The organism is Planctomycetota bacterium (genome assembly GCA_038746835.1).
In the GTDB taxonomy this organism is placed as follows: Bacteria; Planctomycetota; Phycisphaerae; order Tepidisphaerales; family Tepidisphaeraceae; genus JBCDKH01.
In genome coordinates this window covers 1-12537 of record JBCDKH010000102.1, presented here as the reverse complement: position 1 = coordinate 12537, position 12537 = coordinate 1, and the positions used below count along the sequence as shown (strand labels likewise).

Below are 12537 nucleotides of genomic sequence, written 5' to 3'. Positions count from 1 at the left end.
CTGGTCCAGAGCCCGGGACGACGCTGCGCTCTGTCCACCGGCTTCATGAGTCCCCACCTAGTCCCGAGTCCCCTAGTCGCTAGTCCCTAGTTCCTAGTCCCGACACCGGCTCGAACTTTCGACCCCGCATCGACTTCGCTACCGTCGCACGCCCATGACCGCAGGTGCCGAGACCACGACCCGCGACGTCGAGCGCGACGTCCCCGCACCGCCACCAGGCCAGCCCGCCAGCGTCGAGACCGCCCTGGAGATCGCAGGCGACGACGCGGCCATCCACCACCACCCGTACGTCCGCCCGACCGAGTCGGCCCGCAAGACCGACGTCGTCAGCATCGTCATCCCGGTCTACAACGAAGAGCGGACCGTCGCGACGCTCGTCGACCTCGTCGTCCGAGCGCCTGTCCCAGGCAACCTGGCGAAGCAGATCATCTGCGTCAACGACGCCAGCACCGACGAGACCAAGACCGTCCTGGAAGCGCTCGCCAACCACTACGGCGGCCGGCGTGGGCTGGAGTTCAAGGTCTTCCACCAGCCCCACAACCAAGGCAAGGGCGCAGCCCTTCGCCGCGGCTTCGAGTAAGCGACGGGCGACGTCGTCCTGGTCCAGGATGCCGACCTGGAGTACGACCCGGCCGACTACGTCAAGCTGCTCGACCCGATCGTCCGCGACGTGGCCGACGTCGTGTTTGGCAGCCGATTCATCGGCGAGCCGCACCGCGTCCTCTACTACTGGCACTCGCTGGGCAACCGGTTCCTGACGACGCTGTCCAACTGCTTCACGAACCTCAACCTGACCGACATGGAGGTCTGCTACAAGGTCTTCCGCAAGGAGGTCCTGGACCGCATCCAGGTCAAGTGCGACCGCTTCGGCTTCGAGCCCGAGGTGACGGCCAAGATCGCCAAGATGCGCCCACGCCTCCGCATCTACGAGGTCGGCATCGCCTACTACGGGCGCAGCTACGAAGAGGGGAAGAAGATCACCTGGAAAGACGGGATCAAAGCGATCCTCGCGATCATCCGGTTCCGGTTCACGGACTGAGGGACGATCGTTAGCATGACGGGGTGTCCGTCCCCTCGCCTCAGAATCCGCTGACTCGGTCGACTCGCGAGCAGATGATCGGGGGCGTCTGTGCCGGGATCGCGCGGTGGCTCGGATGGGATCCGACGCTGGTCCGGGTCCTCTATGTGGTGGTGTCGCTCTTTTCGGTCGCGTTTCCGGGGATCATCGTCTACCTGGTCCTTTGGGTGGTGATGCCTCAGGACGATCACGGGTTGCGTTGATGCGATCGGGCGCTTCGTCGGACCCGGGGTGACGCTTCGCTCTACCCACGGCTTCGGTGGAGACGTCGACAGTCCATCGGTGTGTCATACGGGTTCTGACTTGAAGTCAGCGCCTCCGTCATCCCGAGCGGAGCGTGGGACCTCGTCTTGTTTTGCGTCGAAGATCGAACGAGGTCCCTCGCTCCGCTCGGGATGACGGAGGGACACGCACGCTCGTCTCAGCACCCGATTAGCGTCGAGCGCGAGCGAGACCCTCTGCGACTGTCGCGTCCGCGAATCCGCTCATCGCTGACCGACAGAAGGAAGCAAAGGTCCGAGAACCTCGGGTGAGGTCTCCGGTCGCATGGCGAGTGACGCACGGACCGAATAGGGTCCAAGAGCCCGACCTGCGGGCGGACCCACGACGACCATGCGCATCCTCATCTCTGGCGCGGCCGGCTTTCTCGGCTCTCACCTCACTGACCTCCTGCTGGCGCAGGGACACCAGGTCATCGGCGTGGACAACTTCGCCACGGGACGCAAAGGGAACATCGCGCACTTGGTCGAGCGGGACGACTACACGTTTGTCGAGCACGACATCATCCAGCCGTTCGAAGGCGGAGCGCTGCCCGAGGGCAAGATCGATCGCTTCTACCACATGGCGAGCCCCGCCTCGCCGATCGGGTACGTCAAGCAGCAGGTCATGACCCTCAAGGTCAACAGCGCCGGCTGCTGGAACATGCTGGAGCTCGCCGAGAAGCACGGCGGCCGATTCCTGATGGCCAGCACCAGCGAGTGCTATGGCGACCCGCAGGTCAACCCCCAGCCCGAGACCTACTGGGGCAACGTCAACCCCATCGGCCTGCGATCGATGTACGACGAGGCCAAGCGGTTCAGCGAGGCCTGCACGATGGCCTACCACCGCGAGCGCAAGGTCGACACCCGCATCATCCGCATCTTCAACACCTACGGCCCGCGGATGGACCCGCACGACGGACGCGTCGTCATCAGCTTCATCCGCCAGGCCCTGCACAACGAGCCGCTCACTGTCTTCGGCGACGGCATGCAGACCCGGTCGCTCTGCTACGTCAGCGACCTGGTCGACGGGATCAACAAGGTCATGGAGGGCGACTTCCACGAGCCGATCAACCTCGGCAACCCGCACGAGCTGACGATCCTCGACATCGCCAAAGAGGTGAAGGCGCTCATCCCCGAGAGCACCAGCGAGATCACCTTCCACCCGATGCCGCCGGACGATCCGAAGGTTCGGCAGCCCGACATCACGCGTGCCAAGAGCATCCTCGGCTGGGAGCCCGTCGTCAGCCGGAGCGAAGGCCTGGCGAAGATGATCGAGTTCTACCGCGACGAGCTGCTGAGCGAAAAGCCGGCCTGATAGCTTATCCATTGGCCAAAACCATGTTTTCCGAGCGGGTGCCTCGCCTCGCGCGGAGGCTGGCTTCGCGCCGCCAGGGAGCGTGTTCTGCCGGGCGAACTTTCGTTTCTTTCAACGGGTATGAAAGGCAGTGAGCCGGTCGCGTGTATGTTCAGTCCAGACTGAAAGGACTAGAAACCATGACACCGCTCACGCAAACGAACGCTCGTCCCGTCAAGCTCAGCCCCGTTGCCGCTCCGGCGGGGACGTTAAACGGCAGGGCGTCAGGGTCCGTTGCCAAGCCGCTGCGTCAGGTCGGTGCCGCACCGGCCAAGCCGCGGAAGCTGTCCGTCGAAGATCGACTCCGCGAGGTGCAGGACACTTTCATCCGCCGCTGGGGCGAAATGGGCGCAACCTGGGGCATCAACCGCACTCAGGCCGAGATCCATGCGTTCCTCTTCATCACCGCCAAGCCGCAGTGCACGGACGACGTGATGGACCGGCTCAACATTTCCCGCGGCAACGCCAGCATGTCGCTGCGGGCGCTGTGCGACTGGGGCATCATCCGACGATTCCACAGGCGCGGCGAGCGTCGTGAGTACTTCGAGAGCCTCGGCGACGTATGGGAGCTCTTCAGCATCATCGCCGCCGAGCGCAAGCGTCGTGAGATGGACCCGGTGCTCGAGACGATTCGCCAGTGCGAAGAGATGCTCAGCGAGAAGGAGATCGGAAAGGCCGCCGCTCGCGACGAGTCGGTCAAGCTCACTCGCAAGCGTCTTGCCGACATGGGCGAGTTCATGGCCGTCACGAATAAGATCTTCCAGCAGTTCGTCTCCAACGCCAAGAGCGGCCTGAACCGCGTGGCCAAGGTGCTGCTCAAGACGCTTACCTGACGGCGAGCCTCACGCGAGGCGGACCCATGCCGACTTTCGGTCGGCTGCTGGCGCTGTCTAGACTGGCCGGCACGTGACGAGAGAGGCTCCGACCGTCGACGCCGAGCACGCCGACGCTGCGTCGACGGACAACGTGCTCGACTACTCCGACGAGGGCTGGGCCACTCGCGTCGCACGCAACTACTTCTGGTTCGTCCTGAAGAACGTCATCGGGTGGCTGGCGATCATCGCCAGCCCGATTCTGGGCGTTTTGCTGCCCGGGCCGGGTGGGATTCCGCTGTTCGTCGTCGGCTTTGCATTGGTCACGCTGCCGGGGAAGCGCCGGCTGACGACGCACGTATTCCGCGGCCGGCGTCTGCCGATCGAGTCACCGTGGTTTACGGGGCTCATCACGTTTTTCAGCGTCGCCGTGACGGCCGGGCTGATGTGGGCGGTCGGGCACTACTACGACGGCATTGTCAGCCGCGTCCCGTGGCTTCAGCGGACGGGCCTGGACAACGTCGCGCGGCTCATTGGCATCACCGCATTGGCCGCGCCCGTGACGATGGTGATGACGTGGCTCGGGCTGAAGCTCGTCAACTACATCTTGCTTCGCTGGGTTCCGCCGATCCGTCGGTTGCTGCGTCGGACGCTGCGGAAGTGGGGCGTCGACTTGCTCCCGACACGTCGGCGTCGCATTGGTGGTCGGACGCGCGTCGTTGAGGACGAGATCATCAGCCTCGACGATCAGCAGCGACGCAAGATCGTCCGGACCGCTCAGTGGCTGCTGCCTTGGCTGACGCGGCTGATCGTCGTGTCGCTGACGCTGGCAGCGCTGTACTTCGTGGTCGAGCCAGTGACGCGCGAGTGGGATGCTGTGGCCGGCCGGCTGGGAGAGCTGGACCTGTTGCCCATCGCGCTTGGCACGACGATGTTCGCTGTTGGATTGCTGCTGTTCCGCGTGGCGGTGTGGCGACAGGCGCTGGTCGGGCTCGGGCACGCGTTGCCGCCAACGGCCGCGGCGCGGATCTGGTCGCTCGGGCACGTGACGCGCAATCTGCCAGGCCGCTCGTTCGTGGTGCTCCGGATGGAGCTGACCCGGCCGTACGGACCCAGCGGTCCGCAAGCCCACGCCGCCGGTCGAACCGAAGGCGGGCTCGCGGTGATTGCGGCGATCGTGGTGGGCCTGGCCGCGTGCTGGTGGACGGCGTGGACGAACCTGCCGACGTGGCGGCCGCTGTGGCTGCTGGCAATCGCAGCAACGCCGGTGCTGTTCGTGCTGGTGTCGCGCAAAGTGTTCTACCGCTTGGTTCCCGTGGCTGGGCGATCGGGCAAGACGCGGCTGGCGACCGGACGCCTGCTGCCACTGGCGTCGTGGCAGGTGCTGGGTGTGCTATTCCAGGGCCTGGCCGTGTGGATGCTCGTGTCGGACCCGCTCGCACCGGAGGCACCAGGCCGGGTTCTGCTCGCGACGACGGGCGCTTGGGGCTTGGCCTTTGCGGCGGGACGGTTGGCGACGATCGTCCCGGCGGGGCTGGGCATCCGTGAACTCGTCTTCGTTGCGGCGTTGACTCTGCTGATGCCCGAAGAGCTCGAACTGGCAGCGATGGCCGGCTTCGAGGAGTCGGCCAAGCAGAAGCTCGACGCCGCCCACCAAGGCCTGGTCGACGGCGAGGCGGGCGTCGATCTCTCGACGATCATCGGGCTGCTCGATCCTGCGTCGTGGAAGGACGCGTGGTGGGCGTTCCTGCTGTTTGTGGCGATTCTGCTCCGCATCGCCACGACCGCCGCCGAGGTCCTACTCGCTGCCGCTGCAACGGCTGCGGACTGGCGAAGCTTGGTCGCGTTCATCCAGGGCGCGCCGATGCCGGCGCAAGCAGACGCGCGGTCATCTGACCCCAGCGACGACGATCCGTCTCACGAGCCGAACTGATCACGACGTCGTCGTCCGCGGCGTCGTGACGAAAGACGAGCAGACCGTCGGGCTTCATGGCCTCGACCGAGCGACCGATGAGCGCGTCGAGGACGTCGGTTTTTTCGCGGACGTGGCGGTAGGGCGGGTCGAGGAAGACGACGCTGGGTGACGGCAGGTCGTCGAAAGTCGTTCGATACAGATCGCCCGTTTGAATCAGCGTGCGATCTTCCAGGCCGAGGGTCAGGATGTTCTTACCAAGCCGCAGTCGTGCCGGCCGATGTCGCTCGAAGAAGACGGCCCGCTCCATGCCGCGGCTCAGTGCTTCCAGCCCGAAGCTGCCGGTGCCCGCGAAGACGTCCCATACCACGCCGCCGTCGAGCCACGGCGTGACCACGTCGAACAGGCTCTGCTTGACGCGGTCGGTCACCGGACGTGTCGCATCGTCGACAGGCGGGAGCAGTCGTCTGCCTCGAAACTCACCAGCGACGATGCGCACGCACAATCGTTCGCACGGCAGGTCGGAAGTTCACTACATTGTCAGCGATGTCGAAGCCGAAGGAGATGACGCCGCTGTGCGAGTCGTGTTCGGCGTTGTGCTGTCGGCAGATCGCGCTGCCGATCGACAATCCGGAGTCGGCCGAGGACTACGACAACGTCCGGTGGTACCTCATGCACGAAGGCGTGCACGTCTTCGTCGAGGACGACCAGTGGTACCTCGCGTTCGCCAGCCGCTGCAAGCACCTCCTGCCCGACAACCGCTGCGGCATCTACGAGGAGCGACCCCGAATCTGCCGGAAATACACGACCGACGGCTGCGAGTGGCACGGCAGCGAGTACGACTACGACCACCTGTTCACCAGCGCCGAACAGCTTCGACGTCATGCTGACAAGGTGCTGGGCAAGCCGCTGGTCAAGAAGAAGCCCGCCGCACCGCCGCCGCCTGGGACGGTGCGGTTGCCGATCGCGTGAACACCGCGTTTGTTGCCGCGATGCGGCGTGCGTTTAGACTCCGACCATGGCACGTCGTCTCTGTTGGTCGGGGGTGCTGCTGATCCTGGTGATCGTCAGCGGCTGCGGAATCAAGCCCAGGACGGAGCGTCAGCAGCTGTCGCTCTCGATCGATCGCGATCAACGACTGTCGAAAAACTGGGTCGACGTCTGGGTCGTGGGCGTGAACGACGTGGAACTCGCCGCCGTCCTCCGCAGCGACGGCGAGGCCGAGGTGCTCGCGACGGTCAACGGCCTCATCGACACGCTGGAGCAGCAGGGCATGGTCTGGCGTGCCGACTTCGAGGCCGAGCCCGAGGCCAAGAAGACGCTGCCGGCCGACGATCCGCTGTTTGCCAAGTGGGCGGCACGGAATGCGTGGGGCGTGATCATCTACGCCGAGTGGCCGCCGGACGATCGGGACGGCCGGGTCCGTTCGGTCAGCCTCGACGCCCGCGACTGGTCCAAGCTCGGAGCACTGGCCGACACCGATTCGGCGACATTCCGCATCGAGCCCGGCAAGATCGTCCCGGCCGAGCCCAAGCAGGCACCGATCCCGACGGTCGCGACCAACTGACCCGGCCGAGGTCTTGCGTGTGAGGCGAATCGCATGGTGCGTCTGGGCGACTACGAAGCGACCGACATCGTCGAACGCGACGCACTCAGCGTGACCTTCGGCCTGCGCGAGGGTGACGGCGTGGTGCGGCTGCGTCTGCTCGACCCGGGCATCACGCTTGGCGAAGCCGAAGAGCGACGACTCGACGCCGCCTTCACCGCAGACGCCTACCTGCGCGACCAGCTCGCCTCGCAGTCCAGGAGTTGGGCCAGGGTCAGCCAGATCGGCCTGAGTCAGACGGGCGGCATTGGAGCCGTCGACGCCCGGCCGAGGCCGTTCATCGCGACACACCACCCGCCGCTCGACGCGGAGGCCGCCCGTGTGTTCGGCCTGCGTCACGACGCGATCACGGTCTGGGCGTTCGCCGACGGCATCGTCAGCGGGCTCGAGTCGCTCGACCAACTCGCCGGCCGACCGCACGGCAATCTGACCGAGTCGGCCATCGGCGTCGACCTGTCGCGCGGGCGAGAGCGGCTGCGCATTCGGCTGACCGACCCCGCACTGCCACGCGGCGGCGATCAGAGTTCGAGCGGGACGAAGCTCTCCACGACTGCCAACCCACGCCTCGACGCAGCACGCCTCCACCAGGACTTCGCCCGAGACGCACGGGCGCTGGGCGCGATCCTCTTCGCCGCCGTCGTCGGCCGCATGCCCAAGCCGATCGAACGTTCGGCCTCGCTGGACGAGCTGCCCGAATGGGCACGTCTCGGCCGGCGCAGCCGAAGTTGGCGTTTGCTCGTCGGCGAGCTGCTTGCGACGGAAGCGACCGACGCATGGCGGCCGGGACGCGTGCGGGCCAGGCTCGACGCACTTCGCCCGCTGCGGTCCAAGCTCGGCCCGAACGTCCGCCGCGGCGTGATCGCGACGCTCGTCGCGGGCATCGCGGTCGGCGGCTACGCGTCGTCTGGCGTGGTTCGCGAGCAGCTCGCCGGGTGGTTCCAGGAAGAGCTGCCGCCGGGACCGGTGCTGGACGGCGTGACGTTCCGCGACTTGATGGCGTTCGACGGACTCGACAACGTCTTCGAGGGCTTCACGGGGCGCGGTGTCGACTACCCAACGATCCGTACGGAGATCGCACGCGAGCTCGCCTCACCCGACGGGCTCGACGTCAGCGGCTATGCGCGTCTTCAGTCGGCCCTGTCCGAGCTGCTGCGGAGCTGGCAGGACGGCCATCCGGTCGCGCGGCATCTGCGAGCGGCCGGCACACTGCAGGTCGAGGCGAGCGAGCAGCGTCGTCTCGGCGAACACTTCGCGGACCTACTCGTCGTCATCAACGCCGGCTTCACGTCGGCCTCGGACGACACCGAAGACGCTGGTGCCGACGTCGCACGAGCGCTCGCGGAGGCGGCGGCGATGGTGCAGGCGGTCGGTGCGGTCGAGTCCAACGTCGACCTCGCCGGCCTGGACAACCTCGCCCGAGCAGCGGCGATCGATCCGCGGCTGAGCGAGCGAATCGACAGGCTGCTCGCCGAGGCCAAGCCCGCACTCGACGAGCCGGTCGACACGCTGCTCGCACCGAGCCTGAGCGAAGCCCGCGAGCGTGGCGGTGGCTTCGGCGAGACCGTCGCCCCGACGCTGCCGATCGTCGCCGAGGCCGTCGTCGCACTTCAGCCGTACATCGCCGCCTCCGCCGGACTCGGGCAGATCGAGGTCGTCGCAAGCCGACTTCCGCCGGAGCTGCCGAGTGAAGGAAATGTGTGGCTCGAACGGCTTCTCGCGCACCAGCCGCTCGACGACAGCGTGGCGGCGGCCGCGCGGGAGCGGCAGGCGGCGTTGCGTGGTTTGCAGCAACAGATCGCCGAGTTCGGAGCCGACGGCGAAGAGGCGGCGGCGGCGGTGCTGACCGACCTGAACAACGCGATCACTGCCGAGGCCGCGTTGGTCGAAATCGCCTCGCGTGACGACGCGATTCGATCGGATGTCGAGGGGCGAATCCCGGCCGACGTCGCGAGTCTGTCCGAGCGGACGAACGTCTTCGTCGCCGAGTTCGCAAGGGCGTGGGAGACGTTCGTCACCGAGCTCCAGCTGGAGAGCAGCGACCCGTTGGTCGTCGCCCTGGAGCAGGCCGTCAAGGACCACGTCGGCCGGAGCGACGCCGGCAGCTTTGCGAAGGTGCGGCGAGCGACCGCGATGCTCAAAACCGCCGCGGCAGTGCCCGGCGTTGTTGAGCCGCTGACGACCCTGGATTTGCTGGACCTGCCAAACCTGTCCGACTCGCCAGGGCTGACCGAGCACCTTGATGAGCTCCGTCAGGACTTTGCCGCTCTCGAGTCTGCGCGCGAAGACGTGCTGGTCCGGTGGACGCGCGAGCCCGAACTCCTCGACGACGCGGCCGACTCGCGGCGAGCGATCGAATCCGTAGCGACGATCGAGAGGCGTAGGTCGGAGCGGCTCGCGTGGCTCGTCGACCTCGACGCACTCGCTGGCCGGATCGCGACGACGTGGCAATCTGCCGACGAATCCGTCGCGGACGAACCGACTCTGGTCGACCGGCTCGCGACGGAGGCGGCTCGCTATCCGAGCCAGACCTTCCCGCTGAGGGAGACGCAGCAGACCCTCGTCGCCATCCTCGACGGCACACTCGATCGGTCTGCGTTGGCGGACATCGTCCGCGACGGCAACGACGCCGTCCTTCGCGAAACCGCGTACGTCGTCCTGGGTGGTCGCGACGACTGGGCCAGCGTGCCGGGCGACGTTCGGCAGGAGCTGGCGTTCCACGACCTGCTTGCGACCGTCGAGCTTTCGCCAGCCGTGTCATCGCGTCGGGCGGCGTGGCCGAGCGTCGTCGACAAGGCCCTGGCGACGGTCCCGGCCGGCGAGGTTCTGGAAGTCGGCGAGATGGTCCAGACCTGGCCGGGCGGGAGCCTGACAGACGTCGGCGGCGACGGCGCATCGCGCGCGGAACTCGTCCGCCTCGTCTTGGCTCGCGCAGAGGCCGACGACTTCCGCAAACTCGCCGACATGGGTGGCAGGCGTGGACGCGCGTTGGACGATCTGCTGGATCGCGTCGCTCCCGACGCAGTGTTCCCCGGCCCGGCCGACGGTTGGCGTCGCGTGACGGTCGACGACGACGTCCGGCAGTTCCGCTGGGCCGCTGATCCCGACGGCCCGACGCTTACCTTCCGCAAGGTGCCCAACGTCGGCTCCGAACGCGGCGTGGCCGTCTTTATGACGACGCACGAGATGACGGTCGACGCGACCTTCCGCCAGCTCGAGGCGATCGACGACGGCATCGCGTTCGACCTGCTGGGCGACGCCGCCGATGGGCCGAAGGCGTGGGATCGCGAGGCGACCACCGCCCGGCCGCGTTACGACGCCGGCTGGGTGCCGGCCAATGCCCTGCAGGGTCTCGACGGTCTGCCCGACGACGCCAACGTCGTGTCCGACCGGTCGCCGATGCAGTCGATTTCGCCGGTCGCAGCGTGGGCGGTGGCATCGACGTTGAACGCTCGACTGCCGACGCTCGCCGAGTGGCAGCAGGCCGCCGCGACGGGCATCGACGATCGCCCGAACCTGCGTGACCTGACGTGGCGTCGGCATTTCGAGGCGTTGCGCGACGTGGATGCTGAAGACCGCGCGGCTGCGAGTCCTCTGGCCGGGCTGGACACGGATCCGCCGGCGCTGGGCGTTCTGCTGGAGAACGACGACGCACTGTTCTTCCGGCCGGCCGATCCGACTTCAGAGACCTTCGGCGATCTCCGCGGCAACGTCGCCGAGTGGATCATCACGCCGACGCCCACGGACCTGTCGTCGCTGACGTTCGACGGCGAGCTTCCGCGTCGCGTTGCCGACGGATTCGCGGACGCGAACGTCCGCGTAGCCGCCATCGGCGGGTCGGCACTGTCGGACCCCGAAATCCCGGCCAACACGCCCAGGCGGATCGACCAGGCGGACTGGGACACGAACGTCGCCGACGTCGGGTTTCGAGTCGTGTTCGAAGAGCCGCTCGAAGCCCACGAACTCGTCGCCTCGGCGATTCGCGCGGGCGGGCTCACGTCCGACGCACTCCTCGACCGCGAGACGGACGGCGACGACATCGATGCGGTTCCGCGCCTGTTCGATCTGGAACTCACGCTCGCCGACGGTGTGCCGGCTCGCCGGATCCTGATCGCGATCGACGGCTCGACCAACCTGGCCGCGGGCGATCGGCAGGAGCGTGTCCGCGAAGAGGTGAGCCGACTGCTGCGTCGCTTGCCGCAGGATGCCGAGGTCGAGGTCGTGCTCTATCGCACACGCGACGTGCTGCCCGCGACACGGCTCCGATCGCAGGCTGGTCGCGCTGCCGTCGACACGGCTGTGGCGGAGTTGGCCGAGGTGCTGGCGGGTCGCATGTCCGGCAGGGCGAGGCCCGTCGAGGTGCTGCAACGCGTCGCACAACGCACCACCGGCCAGACAGACGGCATGATCCCCGACGCCGTCGTCCTCGTCGCCTCGGGCAATGCCGACTTCCTGCACGAGTACGACTCGTCGCGGGTCACCGATCCGGCCGTGGCTCTGGGCATCCCCGTCTTCGGCATCGCACTGGAAGGCGGCGGCGATGACGTCGGCCAGCGGCTCGAACGCCTCGCAGAAGCGACCGGCGGACGGTCTCGAGGCGTCGTCATCGAGTGACTTTGCCGCGACCGCTGCGTCCGGTCATCGGGCGGCGTGGTGCTTGAGTTGCCGGGCGAGAGCCGATAGCGTTTTTCCATCGAAGTTGCCCCGAAATCATCGTGTCCGAGGCTCCGTCGATGACTCCCGACGATGGCACGATTCGCGAGCTCTCGGCCAAGCTGCGTCGCGACTGGGACCTGCCCGACGCCGGCGAGATCGATCTCGCCGCGGCGTCGACGATCTTGCGCCTGCTCGCCGAACACGTGGGCCAGGTCGACGAGCTGCTGCGCAAGATGCTCGACACCGGCCGACGTGCCGGCGGCGACGACGCGACGTCCACCCTCGGCGACATGACCGCCGTCGACGCGAAGGCCATCCTGCGGGGCGTGTTCGCCGGCGGGTCGGATGACGTGGAACAGGCCGTCGCGCGTCAGGGACGGCTGCTCGGGGCGTTTGTGCATGCGTTGAGCCATCTCGACCAAGACGTCCGTTCGCACCTCACCCAGCACCTTCGCCCCGAAACCATCGAGGCGGCGACGGAGCAGATCGGCGGCGTCAAGGCGTCGGCCATCCGCGGCAGTCGTGCGTTCAAGGCGGCATGTTGGGATCGCTACTGCCAGGTGTTCGACGACGCGGTTCGAAAGCCTGAGGACGCGCCGTTTGCTGAAATTGTCCGACAGTTTTCGCGTCTGCCGCGGGAGATGACGCAGGCGTCCGGTTCGGCGGAGGCGCGCGATGACGCCTCGTGACGCTCAGCAGTGGGACCCGCTGGCGACGTCACTCGCTCCGCCGCCGCCACAAGACGGTCCGTCTGACGACTCGGCCGCATGGTCTGGCGTCAGGCCGGATTTGACGAGTCGGCTTCGCTCGGCGATCGAGTGTGCCGAGCCCGTGTTCGCGCTTCTCTGCCAGTTCAACCGCG

The 12537-nt window shown here is 67.3% G+C and carries 10 protein-coding genes and 1 pseudogene; 10 read left to right on the top strand and 1 reads right to left on the bottom strand.

Features of this window, described 5'->3' with window-relative positions:
- Positions 1-271: 271 nt before the first annotated feature.
- From AAGI46_10880 to AAGI46_10860, 5 genes and pseudogenes are all read left to right on the top strand, one after another.
- Positions 272-1039 (top strand): annotated as a pseudogene (locus AAGI46_10880) (glycosyltransferase family 2 protein).
- Between the two features lie 23 nt (positions 1040-1062).
- Positions 1063-1281 carry a PspC domain-containing protein gene (locus AAGI46_10875; GenBank protein MEM1012707.1) on the top strand — a complete coding sequence of 73 codons (219 nt, stop codon included), beginning with the start codon at positions 1063-1065 and terminating at the stop codon, positions 1279-1281.
- A 409-nt stretch (positions 1282-1690) separates the two neighbouring features.
- Positions 1691-2653 carry a UDP-glucuronic acid decarboxylase family protein gene (locus AAGI46_10870; protein ID MEM1012706.1) on the top strand — a complete coding sequence of 321 codons (963 nt, stop codon included), beginning with the start codon at positions 1691-1693 and terminating at the stop codon, positions 2651-2653.
- A gap of 179 nt (positions 2654-2832) precedes the next feature.
- Positions 2833-3525 (top strand): ArsR family transcriptional regulator, encoded by a 693-nt coding sequence (locus tag AAGI46_10865; GenBank protein MEM1012705.1) that lies wholly within the window; start codon positions 2833-2835, stop codon positions 3523-3525.
- A 73-nt stretch (positions 3526-3598) separates the two neighbouring features.
- Positions 3599-5437 (top strand): hypothetical protein, encoded by a 1839-nt coding sequence (locus tag AAGI46_10860; protein MEM1012704.1) that lies wholly within the window; start codon positions 3599-3601, stop codon positions 5435-5437.
- Here AAGI46_10860 and AAGI46_10855 read toward each other — a convergent pair.
- On the bottom strand, positions 5352-5915 hold the full coding sequence (locus tag AAGI46_10855) for an RsmD family RNA methyltransferase (GenBank protein MEM1012703.1): 564 nt from the start codon (positions 5913-5915) through the stop codon (positions 5352-5354). The two genes, AAGI46_10860 and AAGI46_10855, sit on opposite strands and share 86 nt — an antisense overlap.
- Positions 5916-5962: 47 nt before the next feature.
- Between AAGI46_10855 and AAGI46_10850 the strand changes: the two genes are divergently transcribed.
- The 5 genes from AAGI46_10850 to AAGI46_10830 all read left to right on the top strand — a co-directional run.
- Positions 5963-6388 (top strand): YkgJ family cysteine cluster protein, encoded by a 426-nt coding sequence (locus AAGI46_10850; protein MEM1012702.1) that lies wholly within the window; start codon positions 5963-5965, stop codon positions 6386-6388.
- A gap of 46 nt (positions 6389-6434) precedes the next feature.
- The gene (locus tag AAGI46_10845; protein ID MEM1012701.1) at positions 6435-6983 is read left to right on the top strand and encodes a hypothetical protein; all 549 of its coding nucleotides are present in this window, start codon (positions 6435-6437) and stop codon (positions 6981-6983) included.
- 33 nt (positions 6984-7016) lie between these two features.
- Positions 7017-11633, top strand: coding sequence for an SUMF1/EgtB/PvdO family nonheme iron enzyme (locus AAGI46_10840; GenBank protein ID MEM1012700.1), 4617 nt, complete (start codon positions 7017-7019; stop codon positions 11631-11633).
- Between the two features lie 119 nt (positions 11634-11752).
- Positions 11753-12364 (top strand): hypothetical protein, encoded by a 612-nt coding sequence (locus tag AAGI46_10835; GenBank protein MEM1012699.1) that lies wholly within the window; start codon positions 11753-11755, stop codon positions 12362-12364.
- Positions 12351-12537: hypothetical protein (locus tag AAGI46_10830; protein ID MEM1012698.1), on the top strand; the 187-nt coding region annotated here is incomplete at its 3' end. The genes AAGI46_10835 and AAGI46_10830, both read left to right, overlap by 14 nt.

What these genes read in the sequence shown, in the direction of transcription:
- AAGI46_10870 (MEM1012706.1), top strand. Translation starts at nt 1,691, where the DNA reads ATGCGCATCCTCATCTCTGGCGCGGCCGGCTTTCTCGGCTCTCACCTC.
- AAGI46_10865 (MEM1012705.1), top strand. Translation starts at nt 2,833, where the DNA reads ATGACACCGCTCACGCAAACGAACGCTCGTCCCGTCAAGCTCAGCCCC.
- AAGI46_10850 (MEM1012702.1), top strand. Translation starts at nt 5,963, where the DNA reads ATGTCGAAGCCGAAGGAGATGACGCCGCTGTGCGAGTCGTGTTCGGCG.
- AAGI46_10845 (MEM1012701.1), top strand. Translation starts at nt 6,435, where the DNA reads ATGGCACGTCGTCTCTGTTGGTCGGGGGTGCTGCTGATCCTGGTGATC.
- AAGI46_10840 (MEM1012700.1), top strand. Translation starts at nt 7,017, where the DNA reads ATGGTGCGTCTGGGCGACTACGAAGCGACCGACATCGTCGAACGCGAC.
- AAGI46_10835 (MEM1012699.1), top strand. Translation starts at nt 11,753, where the DNA reads ATGACTCCCGACGATGGCACGATTCGCGAGCTCTCGGCCAAGCTGCGT.